Raw genomic sequence first — 20383 nt, 5'->3', positions numbered from 1 at the left:
CACTCATTCCCAAGGACAAGCGATTCGCAAGAATAACCTGAGCCGTTTAGTCCCCACTAGGAAGGAAACGTCTCAGGGTTGTTTTTCGTTGGTTTTATAAGCGAACCAGCAGTTCGCTCCGACTTGTTTGCTCAAAGATAATATTTAGTGCTTCTTTACCAGGTATAAGGACAGTGATTGCAGGGGTATGAAGTCTGTGAAAGGGGGAGCAGGCAGCCATCCCAGTCTGATTGCCAGAATTCTGTTCATAGAGGGTCTTTTAAATATTATGTCGCAAATTGACTTTCTTTGTTGACACCTGCCTCTAGACTGGGGTAATAAAACCCAGAGGGGGAGAAAAGAGATTTGCCACCAAAAGTTCTTGCCTTCTCGGTATGGATGTCTCTGTCGTGGTTCCCCCCTCCCTTCCAGGTGTCTACAGCACTCAGGACGGGTATGGCAGACGGCATGGATAGAAGCCCTTACCATTGGGCACTAAATCGCCGCACTAGGCTGAGGTACGGAAAGTCGAAACAGATTGCAGGCATTCTGGGTGGTTTGCGTTGCTAGAGTCTCTAAAGAGACACCCCTCAGATGGGCAACACACTCGGCGACATATCGGACGTAGGAGGGTTCGTTACGTTTGCCACGCTTGGGAACGGGTGCGAGGAAGGGGCAATCGGTTTCAATTAGGAGGCGATCGCTGGGGATTATCCTTGCCGATTCCTGAATCTGAGTGGCGTTTTTAAACGTCACGATGCCGCTGATACTAATATAGAAACCCAAATCCAAAAACCATTGCATTTCTTCCGGAGTGCCCCCCCAGCAGTGCATGACGCCCCGCACGGAACCTGTGCGCTTCCAGAAATCTTGCAACAGTCCGTGCAGGGTCGCAGCAGCATCCCGACAGTGAATAATTACAGGCAAATCTAGTTGCTGCGCGATCGCTAGCTGTGCTTCAAACACTGCTTTTTGCCGCTCCCAATCTTCCGCTTTATAAAAATCCAGACCCATTTCGCCAATTGCTACCACTCGGTGGTCAGAACTAGCCAGGGAACGAATTTGTTCGGCAGTTTCTGATGTCCACTTCTCGGTATCTAGGGGATGTAACCCCACGGCGAAGTAAAGTTCTGGAAATCGGTTTGCTAGCGCTTGAATGCTTGAAAACTCCGCAGGTTCCACGCACGAATGAACTAGCCGAACGACACCCGCTTCGCACCACCGAGCCTTAATCTCTTCCAGATCGGACTGGAAGAGATCGAAGTTTATATGGACGTGGGTATCGAACAACTGTATCTGTTCAGTCATTGGTCATCAAGCATGGGTAGCAAGTAAGAGGTAGTGGGAATTCTACCTACAGCCTACTACCAATAAACAACTAACTGCTGACGAGCGGCTAGCAACTAGGAAGCAGAAGCATCCGACGAAGCCGGGGTTGAAGCTTCTGGCTGGGGTTGCGTGCGTTTGAGAGCCTTGGCGAGATTGGATTTTTTACGGGCACCGTTGTTGGTATGCAACACCCCCCGCTTTACCGCTTTGTCAATCTTGCTGTAGGCCTCTGACATCCGCCGCTGTACTTCTTGCAGCGATTCCGGAGTGGGATTGGCTGCGTGGGTTTGGACGGCTGCAAGATAATTCTTCATCAGCGTTTTTACGGCTGATTTATAGGTCTTGTTACGCAGCCGGTTGCGTTCGGCTACTTGGACTCGCTTTAGGGCAGACTTAGTATTGGCCACAGTCTTGAGGAAAACTCTGTACAGTTAACAAACAGAACTAGATAGATTAATATACCATCTCTCTATAAAGTATAGCGATCCCTTGAAAAATCCAGGTTAAGCTATAGAAACGAGTACAGGTAGTAGGCTGCCTCATCTCCAGGGATGAGGATGGTTATATACCTGAACTCAGGCGGGTAATTCCTAGATGGTGATTCCGACTCCATGCTGCGAATCATTACTCAGGTAGCTGAGGCAAGAACTGAACTGCGGCGTATCTGCGATCGCATCCATGACGACCAGATTGTTCATAAAGAGGCAACTGTTCGGGAAGTCTTACAGGCTGTGAAGCGCCAGGGCGACAAAGCGCTGCTGCACTACACGGCTGAATTCGATCGACAAACTTTAAGTCTCGAACAGCTGCGCGTTAGTGGCTCAGAACTGGATGCTGCCTATCAACAGGTGTCCAAGGAGTTACTCAACGCGATTCAACTGGCACGTCAACAAATAGAAACATTCCACCGGCAGCGCGTCCCGAAATCTTGGGTTCAATTCGGGGACGATGATATTGTTTTGGGGAAGCGCTATACGCCGGTAGACCGAGCAGGGCTTTACGTTCCTGGCGGTCGAGCGTCCTATCCAAGTACGGTATTAATGAACGCCATCCCTGCAAAGGTGGCGGGTGTGCCTAGAATTGTCATGGTGACGCCACCAGGGCAAGAAAAAACGATGAATGCAGCGGTGCTAGTGGCAGCCCAGGAAGCCGGGGTGCAGGAAATTTATCGGATTGGGGGCGCTCAAGCGATCGCGGCTTTGGCTTATGGCACCGAAACCATTCCTAAGGTAGATGTGATCACCGGTCCCGGTAATATCTACGTCACCCTGGCGAAAAAGCTCGTTTACGGCACTGTGGGGATCGACTCGCTAGCAGGGCCTTCTGAGGTACTGATTATTGCCGATGAAAACGCCAATCCCGTCTATGTGGCGGCAGATATGTTGGCGCAGGCGGAACACGATCCAATGGCAGCGGCAATTCTCCTGACTACAGAAACCGGGTTGGCGAAGAAAGTACAGCTAGAAGTAGAACGTCAGTTGGAAGATCATCCGCGACGGCTACTCACAGAGAAAGCGATCGCTCATTACGGTTTGATTGTGGTGGTAGACTCTCTGTTGGTTGCTGCCGAACTCTCCAACGAGTTTGCCCCCGAACACCTGGAGCTGGAAGTCCAAGAACCCTGGGATCTGCTGGAAAAAATTCGCCACGCGGGTGCTATCTTCCTGGGTTCCTCAACGCCCGAAGCTGTGGGAGACTACTTAGCAGGGCCGAATCACACGCTGCCTACCTCCGGCGCTGCCCGTTACGCTTCAGCACTGGGAGTTGAAACGTTTCTGAAACACTCCAGTCTGATTCAATACTCGCCCACAGCGCTCCAGAAGCTTGGCAACGCTATCCAGATTCTTGCCCAAGCGGAGGGTTTGCCTTCCCACGCTGACTCCGTGCGGCTGCGAACCGAGAAGAGGTCTGACGAATAACGAAAAAGGAGATTTTGGGGTGCTAAAAATTATTCTGGTGGCTCTCGACAGTTCAGAGCTTTCGGAGGGAGTGATTCAGTCCCTGAAAGAACTCCAACTACAGCCAACGACCAAAATCATTCTTTCCCACGTCATTCCTTCGTCGGGGTCTGAGGTAGAAATTGCTGTTGACAAGCCCCACGCCTGTTCGGAGGAGCTGCCCTATCGACAGATTGAAAGGCAGATGGAATCTTATCAGGCTGCTCTACCCTGCCACAGCGAACTAGAAATCGTTACTGGCGATCCCGCTGAAGAAATTATCCGCCTTGCGAATATTTATCAAGCTGACTTGATTGTGATTGGCAGTCGGGGTTTAACGGGTTTGAAGCGAATTATAGAGGGGTCTGTCAGCAGCCAAGTTGTTGCTGATGCCCCTTGTTCCGTGCTAGTGGTGAAGCAGGCATAAAAATTAAAAATTAAAAATGAACCTGCTAGGAGTGGGCAATGTTCGCCCCTATAGCGATCGCGTTTTGCCAGAATAACTGCGGAAGTATTTCGCGTTTGAGTTTGAGTTTTTTCAGCCGATGCTCTGAGCGGATGTAACACTTTCCTAGTGATTAGCATCAGTCGTTAGTTTTCATAAAACTTACCTCAATTTATGTGAATCAGGTATGGTTATGTTGGCTCAAGAATTCGTAGAGACGCGATTAATCGCGTCTCTACAAAATGTGCTAATTACGAGACTAATTAAATCAAAGATAAATTTCTGAAAACTAAGATAAATACAAGTGCGATCGCGCAAAAATTCTGCACCAAAATTCACCATAGTGAGAATGAGTAAGAGAAAGTGCGATCGCGCCCTTTTACCATCACATCCCAGATGCGATCGCGCAGTTTATTTATAACTATAATATAGACAAAATTATTATAATTTGAGGAAAATGATATGCAAACACAAACACAAATACGTTCCTACACCCCAGAGGAATATCTACAACTAGAAGAAACGGCTGAATACAAAAGTGAATATAGAAATGGGGAAATCGTACCGATGACGGGTGGAACAACCGAACATAACGAAATCGCAGGGAATTTTTACGCCTATTTTAAATTGGCAATGAGGAGGCAGAACTCTCGAATATTTATGGGTGATGTGCGGTTGTGGATACCGCGTTATCGAGTTTACACTTATCCAGATATCATGGTGATTCAAGGAGAGCCAGTGTATGAGGGAACTGGCACGACTACTGTAACCAATCCGTTGATGATTAGTGAAGTTTTATCTAAATCTACTAAAAACTACGATCAAGTAGATAAGTTTGATTATTATCGGTCAATTCCTGGGTTTACAGAATATATTCTGATTGACCAGTATAAATTGTATGTAAAGCAGTTTGCTAAAAATGCAGAAGGGAAATGGGTACTTACTGAGTATGAAGGTGCTGATTCTGTATTAGCCCTAGCTTCAATAGAATTCCAAATTTCCTTCAGCAACCTGTATGAAGGGGTTAAGTTTAATGTGACAGAGGAAGATTCAGAAACGAACCCCACAGACGCAGAGAACCCCCCAGAAAGAGAAGAATAAGAGAGGCAGTGGAAAAAGGGGCGATCGCTCTTTGTTCGCAGGCGATCGCTACCCTCTCGTCAACATCCAATCTTTGAGAAGTCAGGAGTCAGCAACAGCAATGTCGTTACGGGTAGCTTGGGCAGTTCCCAAAGACTGGACTACACCACGATTGGCGACAGCGTTAATGTGGCAGCCCGACTGGAAAGCCACGATAAATCTCTGGATGGCGGTATTTGCCGGATTTTAATTAATCAGGACTCGCCGCACATCACCACATCTATGAGGGCAACCACAAGGGGATTGAACCCGAAAAAACGCTATATGTATAAGCTTTGCGTAAGTCCTGTAATGAAGAAACAAACCCAGCATATTCAGGGCAAATTTCCCACAAACAGGCTCGGCAGTGTCATGCTCAAAGGGCGCGAACAGCAGACCGCAGTTTATCAGGTTTTGATAGAGTAATAAAAATTACAACAAATACCCGTATTGCAGTACCGGGATCTGGAAACTGCGATCGCCAAATTGTCGTCTAAAAATTTATTGGCATTAGATCATTTGTAGCTCTATGGTTATTTCCCGTAAATTAGGGACAAAGGTAGCAGGAACTGCATCAGTGATTTTGATACAGTTTCTCGGTTTAATAGAAATTCCCCTCAATTCTCTATTGAGCCGCCTATCAATTGATTTAGGGTTTAGCTCGACCGCTTACGCAGATGTTCTGCCGAAAACGCCAACAAGTTCTGGTTACGAGCCGGGTCATGTGGGTGTTCCCGTAGACACCATCGGAACGGGAACGCGAGTTCATTATCAGCCACCCGATGATGTGAATATTCCCAGAGGCGGCGGTAGTAGAGGCGCTGATGAATCGCCAAAAGGATGCTCTCAGTCTCAGTTTACATCTGTGACTTTGCTGGCTCCTACTACTCACACCGGATTGACTGCATCAGGTCGTCCCATCTTTTACTGGTACTTGTCGGGCACCCCATCAGTACCGATCGCCTTTACACTGGTCGAATCAGGAGTATCTGAGCCAATTATTGAGCAACAAATCCAAAGACCCCAGGCTGGGATTAATCAACTCCAGATGTCCAAAGACCTGCCAGAACTGGTTCCAGGACGGGAATATCGATGGACAGTCACTGTGAAGTGCAATCCGAATCGACCCTCTGAAAATCAGATTGCTCAAGGCTGGATTAAGCACGTACCAGCGACACCTGCTCTAGAGAAACAACTGGCAGCTGCGCGATCGCAGATTGGCAAGGCAGCAATCTACGCTCGGTCAACATACTGGTACGATACTCTAGTGGTAATTTTAGCCGCCCATGCCGCCAACCCCAACGATCCGTTAATCCGCCAGGAGTTTCTATCGCTCTTAGAGCAAATTGGACTGACAGAGGTGAAAGAGCGAGAGCAGCAACGGTTGGTGAAGCACTAGCTAGTTGACACTCAAGATAAATGTAAAATTGTCTCCGCCTGAATAAAAACCCGTTTTCTACTAGAAAACGGGTTTCTTTTGTTCCACAGGCTGAAGGCAAAACTATTTGCAAAAAGCCACTGGAAAGAAGAATCTATTTTCTCTGTCTTTCTTGCTCAGTTCGTGTTCAAGTTAGTCTTTAATAGCGATCGCGCTATCACCAACAATGAAAATTGTTCTTCTACTCAGTCCTCACTCCTCAGCCCTCAGCCCTCACTCCTCACTCCTCAGCCCTCACTCCTCAGCCCTCAGCCCTCACTCCTCACTCCTCACTCCTCACTCCTCACTCCTCACTCCTCACCCCTCGGAGTGGGATGTCAGAAATTCACGCAAGCGCAGCAAACTGAGTGTTTGCCCCAAACTCAGCGGCAGTAGAGATACCCCTTCCAGACGTGACTGTATCCAATGTTCTCCCCAGTACCACTCGTGATAACCGTCAATTCCCTGACTCAATAGCAGGCGCAGACAGTAAGGTTGAGCCACTTCCACTTGGTGTTGTATCGCCACTGGCCCCACCCAACTGGTGTAAGTTAACCCCTCAGACAGATGTTCCGGTAGCCCTGCGGAAAGGCGCTGGGGCCACAGCCACTGGCTTAGCTGGCTGGGACGAAGCAGACTGTCGCCGATGGCTGCTGCTGGGGAATTTACTTCTATTCTGAGATGGCTTTGTTGAAAGTTTCCTAGCATAAACAGTTGTGATTTCTTGGTTATTAGTTGTTACTGGTACAGAGGTTTCTATGGGAGCATCCCAATGAAAGTCAGGACTTACGCAACTTGCGCGACATCTGGGGCAACCACAGGGGGATTGAACCGACAAGAACGCTATATGTATAAGCTTTGCGTAAGTCCTGAAAGTAAAAATGTCCGACTACTAAAGTCCGACGACTCGCATTCGCGGCTAAACAAACAAAGCCTGACGAGAGCAGGCTAATATAAAGCAGTTGCGTTGGCAGGCTTCGTTCTTCTAGCCTGTGGGCGTATATTTGCTGTCATCGGGATGCTCCTGTTTTCTATGTACTGTTCCTAACCCTAATGTAATAGTTTTTCTTGAGAATAGCGGCTAATTAGCCTTTTACGATAAAAATTATAATGCAGAATCCAATTAATCTTTATACCTGAAATAGAGAAATAATTTTAATATAAGATCGGGTTTTAAATTAACTAAAATAACCCAAAAATAATTATCAAAAATAGTTATTTGATTCCGATACTGATTTTTAGCCGGTTTATCCATTTGCGCCTGATAGAAGATTCAGGTTTTTACTCTTTTTGAAGAACTGGCTGCTTTTGGCAGTTCAAATAATTAGGAACGCAGATGCCACCTCACCATCAACTGCCATGCTTACAATAAAAGTATAGTGTGTTAAGAAATGTAAGGTCTTTTCATGGCTGATCAGTTAATCCGTGCCACGGCGGCAGAGGGTGGAATTCGAGCCGTTGGGGTCATCACCACACGCCTCACCCAAGAAGCCAGACAGCGTCACAACCTTTCATACGTGGCAACCGCTGCACTGGGGCGCACCCTATCATCAGGGCTATTACTTGCCTCTAGCATGAAGCGAGAGGGGTCAAGGGTCAACATTCGCATTAAGGGAAATGGGCCACTCGGCGGGCTTCTCGTTGACGCCGGATTAGACGGAACCGCACGAGGGTATGTAGATAACCCAACCGTGGAACTGCCCCCAAAGGCCAAAGGAAAATTGGATGTCGGGGGAGGAATCGGTCGGGAGGGATACCTCTATGTCGTGCGCGATGTGGGATACGGCTACCCGTATTCGAGTACCGTTGAGCTGGTGTCCGGTGAAATTGGGGATGACGTTGCCCACTATCTGGTGACTTCCGAACAAACGCCCTCAGCGCTAGCAGTGGGTGTATTTATAGAAGCGGGTACAGTACGGGCTTCTGGTGGGTTGCTGGTGCAAGTCCTGCCCAAGGCGGCGAGAGACGAGAACCTGGTGGAAATTTTGGAATCTCGAATGGAAACACTGGCGGGATTTACACCCTTATTACAGGCAGGCAAGACGTTGCCGGAGATTTTAGAACAACTGCTGGGAGACATGGGTCTGGTCATCCTACCAGAAGTGCAGATGCTGCGCTTTCACTGTGGTTGCTCGATGAGCCGCGTCTTGGGTGCTTTGAAGATGCTGGGCGAAGCCGAACTGCAAGACATGATTGAAAAAGATGATGGAGCCGAAGCGACTTGCCATTTTTGTGGAGAAGTTTACAAAGCGAACAGTGAAGAATTGGCGGCTTTGATTGAGGATTTACGCGCGGAGTCTGTTTAGGAATCAGAAGTTAGAAGTCACAAGGGAGAAAAAATTCTAGATTCTGTAGCGAACTTAAGAATTTACTTGTGAATGATCAATTATAAATTTTGACTTCTGGATTAGAATATAGCTTTTTGCGGCTGAGGGGAGTAGGATTGCAACTACTGCCTGTGCTAAAAAGCTTTCGTCCCAGGCGAAGCGCGTTGTGGTGTGAGTAAGCTATGACTAGAAATCCCGAAATTCCAGATGGCGGGGGGAGCGGCAAGTCTTCAAATTCGACTGGGTGGACATCCCAAAAACGAGTGCCTGCGTCTGGGCGTCCGAGCGATCGCAAACCACACGCGAGCGAGAACTCTTCACGACCTGTCCCCGGAAAATCACCGCGTCCGGGGAAACAGCCACTTCCTCCACCAACGGATCGTCCTAAGCGTCCGGTGGGTAGTAGTTCTGCACCAGCACAGGGGGGTCAGCAAATTCCGGCTACACAGCCCCCCTCGCCGTCAGAGACACCCAAGCCACCTCGACCTAGGCGTTTTTTACGCTTGCCGACTAGCTGGGCATTCTGGGGCGTATTGGTGGTGCTGATCTCTGGAGGGCTGGGTTTTATGGCGGTGGCGCTATTGTTTAAGCTGCCAGCCCTCCCCAACTGCCCAGCTATTTTTTGGCCTACGGCTTCGGCATCGCTGCGCCTCAGCTGCGCTCAGATAGCGGCTTCTAAGCAGACGGCAAAAGATTTGCTAGAGGCGATCGCATTGGTGAACGGTTTACCAGAAGATCACCCGCTACGCCCAGAAATTGACAAGCATCTGGAAGAGTGGTCGCTGGAGATTTTGAAATTAGGAGAGGAATCCTTCCAAGCGGGTCAATTGTCGGAAGCGATCGCAATGGCTCGCAAAATCCCCACTGGCGTGCCAGCCTACAAGTTGGTGGATGAGCGCGTAAATCGCTGGCAATCGATCTGGTCGAAGGCAGAAAAGCTTTATGAAAAAGCCCAAGACGAGGTGCGCGAATCTAACTGGACTCAGGCTTTTCGAGATGCCGTGCAACTGGTCTATATCGGCAATACCTACTGGGCAACGACCAAGTACGATCAACTGGTGAGTCTGATTCAGTCGGCGCGGGAAGAAAGCGCCAAGTTGGATAAAGCCTTCCAACTTTCTAAGAGCGGAGGATTAGATAATCTGTTGGAGGCGATCAAACTGGCACAGGCAATTCCGCCCAGCAGTTTGGCATACAAGGAAGCCCAAGGCGCGGTGACAGAATTTGGGCGCAAATTAATCGATATGGCTCAAGAGGCGCTCGATAGAAAAGACTGGCAAACGGTCATCCTAATTACCAGTAAAATTCCCGAAAGTCTCAATTTACAAGGCGAAGCGCAAGATTTGAACGACTTGGCAAGTGCCCAGTCTCGCGCTCAGAAGGGAACGGTTTCAGATTTGGAAGACGCGATCGCCCTAGCCCAAAAGTTAAATCCCGGACGCCCTCTATACGATAAAGCCCAGGATTTAATTGTTCGCTGGCAGCGAGAAATTGAAGATGTCGCCCATTTAGATCGGGCGCGGGAACTGGCAAAAGGTGGAACAGTGGGTGACTTAAGCGCAGCGATCGCGGAAGCACAACTGGTTCCCAGCACTAATCCCCGCTCCTCAGAAGCAAAATCCCTCGTCAGTAACTGGACGAGTCAAATAGAGACGGTAGAAGATCGTCCCTATCTGGCTCGCGCCGATCAACTGGCAAGTTTGGGGGATATGAGTTCCCTGCAAGAAGCCATTAACGAAGCCAGTCAAGTGGGTCAAGGACGCGCTCTTTATACAGAGGCGAGGCGCAAAATCCGACAGTGGACTGATAAAATCGAGCGAATGCAAGACCAGCCTTATTTGGAACAAGCGACTGGTTTGGCGAATGCGGGGGATCTTTCCGGCGCGATCGCCGCAGCAGGACAGATTCAACCGGGACGAGCGCTCTACGGTGAAGCTCAAGGCAAGATCAGACGGTGGCAAGACAGAATTCAGCGGGTACAAGACCAGCCTTATTTGGATCAAGCGCAAGCTTTGGCGAGTTCGGGCAATCTTCCGGGCGCAATTACCGCAGCGGGACAGATTAGATCGGGACGAGCGCTATACGGTGAAGCTCAGGAAAAAATTAAAAGTTGGCGGACAGAACTGCGATCGCAAGAGATTTTGCAGTCCGCTTATCAGTTAGCGAATCCAGGAACACCGGATGCGATCGCGCAAGCAATTCAAACGGCTCGTCAGGTACGTAACTCAACGCGAGTCGGTGCTGAAGCCAGAGAGGTAATTAATCGCTGGAGTTATCAACTGTTGGCGATAGCACAGGAGCAGGCTCGGAATGATGTACCAAGAGCGATCGCGATCGCCCAAAACATCCCCGACGGTTCATCTGCCTACACCGACGCTCAACGGGCAATCGAAGGTTGGAAACAAAGTCTACAGCCTCAGTCCCTTGAAAACTCACCATCCTTTTAGTTATTAGTTATTAGTCAATTGTTAGGTGTTTTGCCAAAGTCTAATAACTAATAACTAATTACCGCTTTTTCTGTTTCGCCTTTGTTGCCGTACCGCTCTTTCTTTTTCCTTTTTCTAGTATTGGCGCAACATACTTTAACCACAATTGAGTGTGAGGTCTGCCAGCCTTATTCCACTCATTAACAATCTGCTCAGATTCCCCGGCTTTTTCTAAATACTCCAAACCATTTGGCAAACCGAGAACAGAAGCTTTAGCCAGATAATATTTACGCTGTTGAGTAGAATCACACCGTTCCCAACATTGCGCGGCACGTTCATAGTTCTTGGCGCGGTAGAAGCAAGTTCCAGCACGGTAGAGCATCCCATTCCAGCCTTCTCCTAAAGCTTCCAGAACCTCTCCAAATCGCTGCCATTCATGCCAGTGGAGGTTTGGCCCGGTAATTAAAGCCCCAATTCCCTTCGCATATTCCTCCAAGGCTATTTTCCACTGTCGGCTGTTGCGGTGAATCTCCAACTGGTTGCTTTTGATAAAGTTCTGGAGGAAGCGAGTGAACTCCTTTAAAGAAGCTTGACTCAATTTTTGATCCATGAATAGGGCAATTTGCCGCTCTAATTCCCGACCTGGCGGAGACTTGTCAAACTGCTTCAACAATGCTGACCAGCACATCCCCTGCCAAAAACAATCCCAAGCGTCCTCTGTTTTGTCAAGCATGAGAAAACGTTGACCGGCATCGCCAAATTTCTGCTCAAATTTGAGTGCCCAAGCTTCACAAATTTCGGCTTTTTTAGCGTAGGCGCGATCGCTATAGCACTGTCTGGCACGTCTCATGAAATCTGGATCTTCCGAGTTCATTCCCCTACTTTCAAACTCCTGCGCGATCGAGTGCCAATCATCTTCTTGCAGATCCCGTGCGCTTTCAGGTGTTCCCAAACGGATGGGTTGAACGTTTTCTCGCCAAGCAGGGTTTTGTGAATGCTGTAAAAGCACTTCTAAATAAGTTTCTGTGACCCCCCAAAGCCGCTGGTCTCCGATTTGAGAATCAACGACAAATAGACGTTCTTTGGCTCTGGAAGCAGCCACGTAGAGTTTATTAAAGAAAAATTCAAATTCGTACAAACGATCTGCCAAAAGGTCTTTCGAGTCTTCCCGTCTATTGACCAGATTCCAGACAGCTTTGTTACATTCCTCGCCGAATTTGTAGAGAACGACTCGTTTAAATTCCAATCCTTTAACCGCACTGGCACTCAATACATTTTTGAGCGGTTCTGACTCTGGGATCTCTGCCAAAATTTGAGAAAGAACCGCATCGTTTTGAGCATAAGCAAGCTCTCCCCCTTCTTCACAAGGCACGATAATTATCGTGTCTCTCAGGTAGCGTTTGAGTTGCTCGATTTGAATATTTCGGCCAATAATAAATTTTTGCGGAGCGGGAAAGTGACCTTGTTTCCAGGCGGTTTGCGGCTGAAGTGCCGGAATTTTAAACAGAACCTGACGACACAATTGGATCAGGTTAATTGCTTGCACAACCGGAGCGCAGGAGCGATAGTTAGACTTCAGCTCCGGGAAATTCATCCGCAGATTTAATCGCTGTGTGGGGTCGAGTGCGGCGATCGCTTCATTGTAAAATGCTGCCTGTACGCTCTCCCAACGAAATCCCGTCGGGTTCAAGGTTTGGAAAGGATCTCCAGCAAAGGCAAAAGGCAGGTTACGCATAGGCTGGTATCCCAGATCGCACTGAGAGAACGCAGACAGCCGCATAATCAACTGAAGCTCTAGCCGGGTGAAATCTTGCGCCTCGTCGCAGAAAATGGCAGTGTACTCAGCACGGTAACACTTGAGTTCCAGCACCAATCTAATCAAGTCTTGATCGTCCCAGTACCCTAGCTCGGTTGTTAGCCGCTTATACCAACGTCCCCAGATGGTTTTGTAAATTTCTTGGAACTGAGCAACTGGGACAGTGCGTTCCTGAGTCGGCACTTCATCCTGGTAGTCTTCTGGAGTCATGTATCTGAGACTGTACCCCTTGATGAAGGTTCTGATAACGTGCCAGCAAAGTTCTGGGGAATACACCTGTGCTTGTGGCAGCTTCGAGTCTCGGTAAAGCTGTCGAAAGCGATGGAAAGAAATATATTTCTGGGAATCGAAACGCTCCTGGAGTGTATGCCGGTAGCCCGAAGGGTTTCCCGCAGCGTAAGGTTGCTGGATCATCCTGTTAGCCAACGACGCAGCGTCCGCTTCTAAAGGTAGTAAGTTCAGAAGAAATGTCCCAAACGGCTGAAAGAAAGCACTGACATCGGGGATTTCCGAACCTTCTGTTCGATCTGCCACAAAGCGGTGATGGAACGTATGCAGACAGCGCACGAACTCTTTAGCTACCTCTAATAGCCGCTTATTATAAGTGAGAAAAAGCGGCTTTCCTGGAAGTTCTTTTCCCGGCTCGTAGTAATATTTTCGATAACAATAATCCGCAAACAAATACAGCAGCATGGTAGATTTACCGCTACCCGCTCGCCCATTTAAGAAAAGCGGCAGACAATTATTTCCCGATGTTGATGTTGTTGAAACTGAGTTAAGAATTGCCTCTTCTTCTGCTGAAAGGGCTAAATTTACCTCTGCGCCTCTTTGAATTGCAAGCCAACTTTGTTTATCAGTTACTAAGTAACTCGGATAAGACCGTCGCGCAAAGGGAGTGAGTTCATCCAGCGTTAAAGGCTTAGATAAAACATTTTTATAACTATCAAATAAATTGGTTGCCTGCCCTATTTGGGCTATCTCTTCTGTAGAAGGTCGATGAGCAAAAGACGCTAGGAGAAATAATACTTTTCGAGGTGGCGTATCGGCGGTTTCAAGCTGGCTAAATAGCACATACCCATTATTTTCGCCACACAGATACACACCGGGCCATTGGGCAATTTCTTCAGCGTTCCTAGATTTTTCTTCTATTCCAGAGATAATTTGATAGTAAATTTCCCAGTCTTCTCCGATTTCTGGACTCTTGAACCTGGCAATCCACTCATCGCTTTCGTAGAGGATTGCCCAAGAGTCTTTATCGTTTTCTATCTCCCAGCCTGGAGGTTCTAGCCAAGGAAGCAAATCGTCTGGAAGCGACTCGCGTCTTGAAGACACGTTGCTGGCTGACGGTTGCTGCTGCCCAAGCCAGTTAGTTAGCGCTTCCTCATCCAATTGGCAGTCGAGATTCTTTGTGCCGTACTCTTCTGGGGTTCGCAGGAACTTTTTGTATTCTTTAGAGCCACGGAGAAAAATGTCTAGTAAGCATAGCACCAGGTCGTCCTGTACGGGTCGAATCCTGGCAATGAGGCGTAAATTGTTTTCCCCTCTCCGCTTTAAGTAGGGATAAACTCTCTCAAAACGTGCCTGTGACTCATCAATACTCAAAGGCTCAAGTTCATTGCATAATTTATCTACTTGAGCCTGAACACCATAGCACAGAGCCTTCCGGTTAAACTGAGAGGTGCGATAGACGTACATAAACTTGTCTGTAGCTGTTTCTGAGAAAAACAGGCTGAAGCCACTATTACTTATTGTTATGCAGCGGAGAAATTGCTGTGTAGAATTTTTGTTACATATTACACAGAATCGGAGTTTTTGCCTCAAAGAGTTCTAATTCGCCTGCCCTTCCAGCTGGTGTCATTACCCACTTCTGTTAAAACTTGGGTTTTACTTCAATTCCGCCGGAGAATAAAATTCCCCCCTTCTAATCGCTCAAGTCCGTTTTAACTCACATCTGGCACCAGTCGCATTACCCGCCTGGGGTTTAAACCCCTCTCTTACAGAATCAAGTCTTCTCTTAGAAGACTTAGTAAGAATTTCAGTCCATTTCAATGGAATTAGGACTTACGCAACATCACCACATCTGAGGGCAACCACAGAGGGATTACCCCTACAAAACGCTATATGTATAAGCTTTGCGTAAGTCCTGTGGAATGCAAGCTATGAGCCAAGAAAATTGAGTTCAAGACGGACTTGGGGCAAACTTGAGAATGGTGCAAGATGTCAGTTTTAACGGGTTTAAATTTTAAGCCGGAAATTTATTTCAAGGCACTTTTGCAAGCAGTCTAATCTTGCACCTAAGGAAAACACAATTAGCAAACGGGCTGATTAATGAAAGCGCCCCGATTGATGTAGCGATCGCGCAAGCTGGATTCAGAGTGACTATCACAGTCCGATCAATTCTCGGTATTTTCGATTTGGCGCACCACGGTGAGGGCGGAGTAGCTGACGCCTGCGGTGCCTTCGCCGGGATGGGTGGAGTCTCCCACTAGCCACAAATGATTCACGGGTGTGCGGTTGGCAAAGCCAAAGGGACCAAAGGTGGAAACTCTTTGACCAATCCCGCCGACAATACCGCGATCGCGTGCTGTGAAGCGGGCAAAGGTGCGGGGTGTAGCGGCTTCTTGATGGACAATGGTTTCTGGTGTCAAGTGAAAAAATTGACTAAGGCGGGCGATCGCTTCCTCGGTATATTGTTGCTTTAGCTGTTCATAATCCTCAGATTGCCACCAATTCCGAGTGTCAACGAAGGAAGAGGCGATGATAGTTGCTTTGCCTTCTGGGGCGCGACCATCTCTAGGGTGACTCACTGAGACAAATAGGGAGTTATTTTCCCCAATCGGGCCATCATAATCGTAGAGAAACTGCAAATGAGGCGGACATTCTGAGGGAATAGCACTTCGATCTACACCTAGATACACCACAAATGCTCCCGACGATGGGGGCAGTTTATCGACTCGACGACGATATCGATTTGGGATTTTGGATTGAGAATTGGGAAATCCCTCTGGTTTATGTGTTTCCAACAGCTGCACCAGATTTTGCGCGGTGACATTGGCAACAACATGGTCGGCGGGTTCTGTCCAGACAACGCCGGTTGTTTGATGGCGAATGACGACACCAGTGGCTTTGCCATTTGTGGTGTGGATGCGTTCAACGGTGTGGCGCATCAACAGCTTGCCACCGTCTCGCTCTAAAGAGGAGACTAGGCGATCGCTCAACACCTGCATACTGCCTTTGAGATGAAATAGTCCCTGCGGCTCCTGGGAAACACTCAAAGCAGTGGCTGCATACAGCAGAGCCGTTTCTTCAGCATCTACCTGAGAATAAAGCTTGAGCTGCAAATCCAGAAACGTTCTCAGACGCTGATTATCGCCCAATCCATACCCCCGCAAAGCGTCCCCCACCGTCAAAAAAGTGTAGGGCAAAGTAATCAAAGTATCGGGACGAACCGCCGATACCAGCTGCCATAAGTCCCACAAATTTCGCGGCGGTAGCACCGGATCGCGCGATTGAAACGCCCAACTCGCTCGGAATAAAGTCGCCAACAGCTGCCAAAATGGTTCGCTTCCCGGAAACTGCCGAATTCGCTCCGCCTTCCACTTTTGGGGGTCGCGCCAGACGTTAATCGGTTCGGTTTCTCCCGGTAGATACACCGCACAAGCTGGATCGCAAGGCGTCGCCGCTGGTAGCTCAATTTCTAGTTCCTGAAAAATGCGGTGATGAATCCCTCCCGGTTCCAGTCCAGCCACCTGAGTCGCTCCTACATCAAAGGTAAATCCTTTGCGTTTAAATGTGGAAGCACATCCACCAGGCACCAGAGCCTGATCCAAAATTAATACTTGGTAGCCTCGACGAGCCAGTAATGCCCCAGCAGTAAGACCACCAATTCCAGCACCGATGACGACAACATGACGGCTTGGCATGAATTGAGAACGAGGATTCCCTCTTGGGAGACTTAATATTACGTTACATTAAGTTTCGGCTTCCTGACAGGTTCGCGCTCGACGATGAACAATCGGGATTTCAATGTAAAACTCAGTTCCTTGTCCGGGTTCTGAGAAACACTTCAGAACCCCGCCGTGCTTCTCGACCACAATTTGATGGCTAATAGATAAACCCAAGCCTGTCCCCTTGCCAACAGGTTTAGTGGTGAAGAAAGGGTCAAACAGTCGTGCTTTCACGTCTGGAGGGATGCCAGAGCCATTATCTCGAATCCGAATCACTACATGAGGACTGTCATCAATTGCGACAACCTCAGTGCGAATTTTAATCGAAGCAACTGGCGCTTGGGCATTGAGAATGGGGAGGTTTTGACCTAGAAGAGACTGTGTATGCAAATTCTCTATGGTGGCGATCGCTAAGTGCTGATAGCTGTACTCCTCTAAAACATCAATCGCATTGGTGAGGATATTCATAAACACTTGGTTCATCTGTCCAGCATGACACTCCACAAGAGGGAGATCGCCGTACTCTTTGATCAGCTCAATTCCCCGATTTCCCACTTTTGCTTTCAGTCGATGCTGTAAAATCAGCAGCGTACTATCTAACCCCTCATGAATATCGACTGCCTTCATTTCTGCTTGATCGAGCCGAGAAAAATTCCGCAAACTCAGCACAATCTGGCGAATGCGGTCTGCTCCCAGCTTCATGGAAGATAGTATATTCGGTAGGTCTTCCCAGACAAAGTCAAGATCGATATTTTCCTCATAAGCTTCGATTTCTGGTACTGGATGGGGATAATAACGCTGGTAGAGTTGCAGCAGGTGCAGCAAATTTTGGGTGTATTGATCTGCGTAAGCGAGATTGCCGTAAATAAAGCTGACTGGATTATTAATTTCGTGAGCAACACCCGCAACTAACTGTCCCAAACTGGACATTTTTTCGCTCTGAACCAGTTGGGATTGGCTGTTTTGCAGCGTCTGCATCGCTGTTTTCATCTGGGTTGCTTGTTGTTGTAAAGACGCGATCGCTCTCGTCTGTGCAGCTTCTGATTCTCCTAAAGCCTCCAGCGCCTGTTTTCGCTCGGTGATATCTTCGGAAATGCCCAATAAATATCGGGGAATTCCCGATTCGTCGAGAAGCGGGATTTTTTTAGTGTGCAGCATCCTCAAACCTTGATGCTTAGTCTGGATTGGCTCTTCCGGAATGTCCAGAAGTTTCCCAGATGCCAACACTTCGCGATCGCAATTTGTGAAAAAAGCAGCTTGCTCTGGCGGGAAAAAATCATAGTCGTTCATGCCTAACACTTCTTCGGGAGAATAACCAGTGAGTTCCTCGCTGGCTTTGTTCCAGAAGACAAACCGCAATTCATTCACTTCCTTAATAAAAATTCCCATCGGCAGATTTTCTACGATGGAATTTAATAAATTTTGAGTGGATCGCGTTGCTTCTTGTGTCTGTTTGCGCTCGATGATTTCCCTTTCTAATTGTTGATTTGTCTGCAATAACTTTTTGGTACGTGCTACCAAAACTTCCGAATTGGCGATCGCTCTTTCCAACTCAACATTAGCCTGATCCAGTTGGTGCATGAGTGTTCTTTTGGATTGGGAATTTTCAAACAGGAGCGAGTAATAACGCCTTAGAGCCATGAAAACTCCCACGACTAAAGCCACGAGTGGGACGATACCTCCCTGAATTGTCAGTATCATTGGGGAGCCGTTTTGCCCACCAAAGACTAATTTTAAAAGCTGCACTGAATGTTCTACAGCACAGCTCAAGAAGATTGCTAGAGTTGCGAGTATCAATGGATTGCTGAGTAGATGCTGCCCTCGGAGAAAAGCGCGATCGCTCAAAAATGCAGTCGTATAATAACAAGCTGCAATGAATGTATTTTTACTTACTGAAAGTCCACTCAGCATGAGTAAAACTCACTCCAGTTAAATTAAGCTTTAGTCTGGTCTAACTGACTAAAGCATAGTATCTGTCTATAGACTGATAAAGCTTTTGAAATTATTAAATTTCTCTAAAGATACTGATTTATTTCAAACTTTTTAAAATTTAAAATAAATATTTCATAAAAAAGGTATTTCAAAATACATAAATAAGTAAAATTTAATAAATAAGCCAGATTTTAAAGAAATGATTGACTCTCTCAATCAACTTTAAAAAATGGCAGTGAAAGGTGATACGCGCTAGACCCGACATGAGCGAGAAACTTTTTTTAAACATCTGGAGAGCGATCGGGCAATGCTGGGTAGCTGGCTGAGGAGACGGGTGCGGACTGAGTAAGATAAAAGGAGAAATAGCCGAGCGACGAACAACACATGACCTCAACTCTGCTCAAATCTACGCCACTCAACGCCCCTACTCTCCACCGCCTGCCTAACGGTTTAACGATTGTGGCGGAGCAGATGCCCGTCGAAGCCGTTAACCTGAACGTGTGGATAAATGTCGGCTCATCCGATGAGCCAGACCCCATTAACGGCATGGCTCACTTTCTAGAACACATGGTGTTTAAGGGGACGCCAAGACTCAAAAGTGGGGAATTCGAGCTACTGATTGAAGAGCGGGGTGCCGTAACAAACGCAGCAACCAGTCAGGACTATACCCACTACTACATCACAACAGCTCCCAAAGATTTTGCCCATTTAGCACCATTGCAACTAGATGTGGTGCTAAATCCCAGCATTCCAGAGGATGCCTTTCAAAGAGAGCGATTAGTCGTTTTAGAAGAAATTCGCCGATCGGAAGATAATCCTCGCCGTCGCACTTACCAGCGGGCGATGGAGGTGGCATTTGACACCCTGCCCTACCGGCGTCAGGTACTAGGGCCAGCAGCGGTGATTGAGCAACTGACGGCGCAGCAGATGCGCGATTTCCATGCTAGTCGGTATCAACCGCAATCGATAACAGCGGCAGTTGTGGGCAATTTGCCTGTCGAGGAATTAATTGAAATTGTGGCAGAGGGATTGACGAAGATAGGAGTCAGCACTCAGGAGTCAGAAGTCAAAAGTCAGGAAGCTATCACCCCAACCTTGACTCCCGAACCCGCTTTCCGGGAAATTGTCCGCCGCGAGTATGTTGATGAAAGCTTGCAGCAGGCGCGGTTAGTGATGGTGTGGCGAGTGCCTGGATTGACGCACTTATCCGATACCTACGCGCTGGATGTGCTGGGGGTGATTTTGGGACAAGGTCGGATGTCGCGGCTGTTCCGAGATTTGCGGGAAGATAGGCACCTAGTCACTAATATTGGGGTGAGCAATATGAGCCATCGGCATCAAGGTGTCTTCTATATTGGGGCGCAGTTGCCGGTAGAGAATTTGGCAGAGGTGGAAGCGGCGATTCTTGCTCATATTCGCACCCTCCAGACAGAACCCGTGAGTGAGGCAGAGATTTCCCGCTTCCGGACGCAAGTAGCGAATCGGTTTGTCTTTGGGAATGAAACGCCGAGCGATCGCGCCAACTTATACGGCTACTATCAAACAATGATGGGTGATTTGGCTCCAGCATTGAATTATCCGGCTCGGATTCAAGCGTTGGAGGCGGCGGATCTTCAGTCAGCTGCTCAACAGTATCTCTCTTGTGATGCTTATGGTGTGGTTGCGATTAAGCCTGCTAGCTAAAAGTTTTTTAACGCTCTCGGTACGCA

Annotated in this window: 16 protein-coding genes; 9 read left to right on the top strand and 7 right to left on the bottom strand. The window is 48.0% G+C overall.

Features of this window, described 5'->3' with window-relative positions; translation table 11 throughout:
• Window positions 1-266: 266 nt before the first annotated feature.
• The 3 genes from ACFW2W_RS19040 to rpsT form a co-directional block, all read right to left on the bottom strand.
• Window positions 267-449 carry a hypothetical protein gene (locus tag ACFW2W_RS19040; protein ID WP_378181649.1) on the bottom strand — a complete coding sequence of 61 codons (183 nt, stop codon included), beginning with the start codon at window positions 447-449 and terminating at the stop codon, window positions 267-269.
• A 25-nt stretch (window positions 450-474) separates the two neighbouring features.
• A complete protein-coding gene (locus ACFW2W_RS19035) occupies window positions 475-1275 on the bottom strand; it encodes a TatD family hydrolase (RefSeq protein WP_378181673.1) in 801 nt (266 codons plus the stop codon).
• Window positions 1276-1382: 107 nt separating this feature from the next.
• Entirely contained in the window at window positions 1383-1715 is a 333-nt protein-coding gene (gene rpsT, locus ACFW2W_RS19030) for a 30S ribosomal protein S20 (RefSeq protein ID WP_378181646.1), read from the bottom strand.
• A 204-nt stretch (window positions 1716-1919) separates the two neighbouring features.
• On the opposite strand from rpsT, the gene hisD reads away from it, so the two are divergent.
• The 6 genes from hisD to ACFW2W_RS19000 all read left to right on the top strand — a co-directional run bounded on the left by hisD (window position 1920) and on the right by ACFW2W_RS19000 (window position 6622).
• Window positions 1920-3227: a histidinol dehydrogenase gene (hisD, locus tag ACFW2W_RS19025; protein WP_378181643.1), complete on the top strand. Its 1308-nt coding sequence runs from the start codon at window positions 1920-1922 to the stop codon at window positions 3225-3227.
• Window positions 3228-3246: 19 nt separating this feature from the next.
• Window positions 3247-3672 (top strand): universal stress protein, encoded by a 426-nt coding sequence (locus tag ACFW2W_RS19020; RefSeq protein ID WP_378181640.1) that lies wholly within the window; start codon window positions 3247-3249, stop codon window positions 3670-3672.
• 480 nt (window positions 3673-4152) lie between these two features.
• Entirely contained in the window at window positions 4153-4791 is a 639-nt protein-coding gene (locus tag ACFW2W_RS19015) for a Uma2 family endonuclease (RefSeq protein ID WP_378181637.1), read from the top strand.
• Between the two features lie 117 nt (window positions 4792-4908).
• Window positions 4909-5235, top strand: coding sequence for an adenylate/guanylate cyclase domain-containing protein (locus ACFW2W_RS19010; RefSeq protein ID WP_378181634.1), 327 nt, complete (start codon window positions 4909-4911; stop codon window positions 5233-5235).
• 103 nt (window positions 5236-5338) lie between these two features.
• Window positions 5339-6208, top strand: a complete 870-nt coding sequence (locus ACFW2W_RS19005; protein WP_378181631.1) for a DUF928 domain-containing protein — start codon at window positions 5339-5341, stop codon at window positions 6206-6208.
• Between the two features lie 78 nt (window positions 6209-6286).
• Window positions 6287-6622, top strand: coding sequence for a hypothetical protein (locus ACFW2W_RS19000; RefSeq protein WP_378181628.1), 336 nt, complete (start codon window positions 6287-6289; stop codon window positions 6620-6622).
• Here the strand turns inward: ACFW2W_RS19000 and ACFW2W_RS18995 are convergent.
• Complete coding sequence (locus ACFW2W_RS18995) at window positions 6545-6934, bottom strand: hypothetical protein (protein ID WP_378181625.1); 390 nt, start codon at window positions 6932-6934, stop codon at window positions 6545-6547. The genes ACFW2W_RS19000 and ACFW2W_RS18995 overlap by 78 nt on opposite strands.
• Window positions 6935-7632: 698 nt before the next feature.
• On the opposite strand from ACFW2W_RS18995, the gene hslO reads away from it, so the two are divergent.
• Together hslO and ACFW2W_RS18985 are read left to right on the top strand one after the other, a co-directional pair.
• Window positions 7633-8532: an Hsp33 family molecular chaperone HslO gene (gene hslO, locus ACFW2W_RS18990; RefSeq protein WP_378181622.1), complete on the top strand. Its 900-nt coding sequence runs from the start codon at window positions 7633-7635 to the stop codon at window positions 8530-8532.
• Window positions 8533-8735: 203 nt separating this feature from the next.
• On the top strand, window positions 8736-11000 hold the full coding sequence (locus ACFW2W_RS18985; protein ID WP_378181619.1) for a chromosome segregation ATPase: 2265 nt from the start codon (window positions 8736-8738) through the stop codon (window positions 10998-11000).
• Window positions 11001-11058: 58 nt separating this feature from the next.
• Here ACFW2W_RS18985 and ACFW2W_RS18980 read toward each other — a convergent pair whose 3' ends face one another.
• The 3 genes from ACFW2W_RS18980 to ACFW2W_RS18970 form a co-directional block, all read right to left on the bottom strand.
• Window positions 11059-14490 carry a hypothetical protein gene (locus tag ACFW2W_RS18980; RefSeq protein ID WP_378181616.1) on the bottom strand — a complete coding sequence of 1144 codons (3432 nt, stop codon included), beginning with the start codon at window positions 14488-14490 and terminating at the stop codon, window positions 11059-11061.
• A gap of 698 nt (window positions 14491-15188) precedes the next feature.
• On the bottom strand, window positions 15189-16718 hold the full coding sequence (gene crtD / locus ACFW2W_RS18975) for a C-3',4' desaturase CrtD (protein ID WP_378181613.1): 1530 nt from the start codon (window positions 16716-16718) through the stop codon (window positions 15189-15191).
• Window positions 16719-16766: 48 nt separating this feature from the next.
• On the bottom strand, window positions 16767-18653 hold the full coding sequence (locus ACFW2W_RS18970; protein ID WP_378181610.1) for an ATP-binding protein: 1887 nt from the start codon (window positions 18651-18653) through the stop codon (window positions 16767-16769).
• 405 nt (window positions 18654-19058) lie between these two features.
• On the opposite strand from ACFW2W_RS18970, the gene ACFW2W_RS18965 reads away from it, so the two are divergent.
• Complete coding sequence (locus ACFW2W_RS18965) at window positions 19059-20357, top strand: M16 family metallopeptidase (protein WP_378181607.1); 1299 nt, start codon at window positions 19059-19061, stop codon at window positions 20355-20357.
• Window positions 20358-20383: the final 26 nt, after the last annotated feature.

Source organism: Coleofasciculus sp. H7-2, from assembly GCF_042747725.1.
GTDB lineage: Bacteria > Cyanobacteriota > Cyanobacteriia > Cyanobacteriales > FACHB-T130 > FACHB-T130.
The sequence above is the reverse complement of the archived record's forward strand: the minus strand, read 5'-3'. Positions and strand labels throughout refer to the sequence as shown.